Genomic DNA, 364 nt, shown 5'->3' on the forward strand with positions numbered 1-364 from the left:
CGCAGCGGGTTCGCGTCTGCCGGAGACGGGCACCGTGCTGTTGACCGTGATGGACGCCGACAAGCCGAAGGCCGTCGAAGTCGCGCGTATGCTGCATGAGTTGGGCTATCCGCTCGTCGCGACGAAGGGCACGGCGGCGGCGATCGAAGCGGCGGGCGTTCCGGTGAAGGTCGTCAACAAGGTGAAGGACGGCCGTCCGCACATCGTCGATATGATCAAGAACGGCGAGATCGCACTCGTCTTCACGACCGTCGACGAAACGCGTGCAGCCATCGCCGATTCGCGTTCGATCCGCATGAGCGCGCAGGCGAACAAGGTCACGTACTACACGACGATGTCGGGCGCGCGTGCCGCCGTCGAAGGC

Annotated in this window: 1 pseudogene; it reads left to right on the plus strand. The window is 65.1% G+C overall.

The features are described from left to right. Nucleotides 1–364: pseudogene (gene carB, locus SB753_RS35345) on the plus strand (carbamoyl phosphate synthase large subunit); the annotation flags it as partial.

Source organism: Paraburkholderia sp. SIMBA_053 (genome assembly GCF_046534895.1).
Taxonomy (GTDB): domain Bacteria; phylum Pseudomonadota; class Gammaproteobacteria; order Burkholderiales; family Burkholderiaceae; genus Paraburkholderia; species Paraburkholderia caledonica.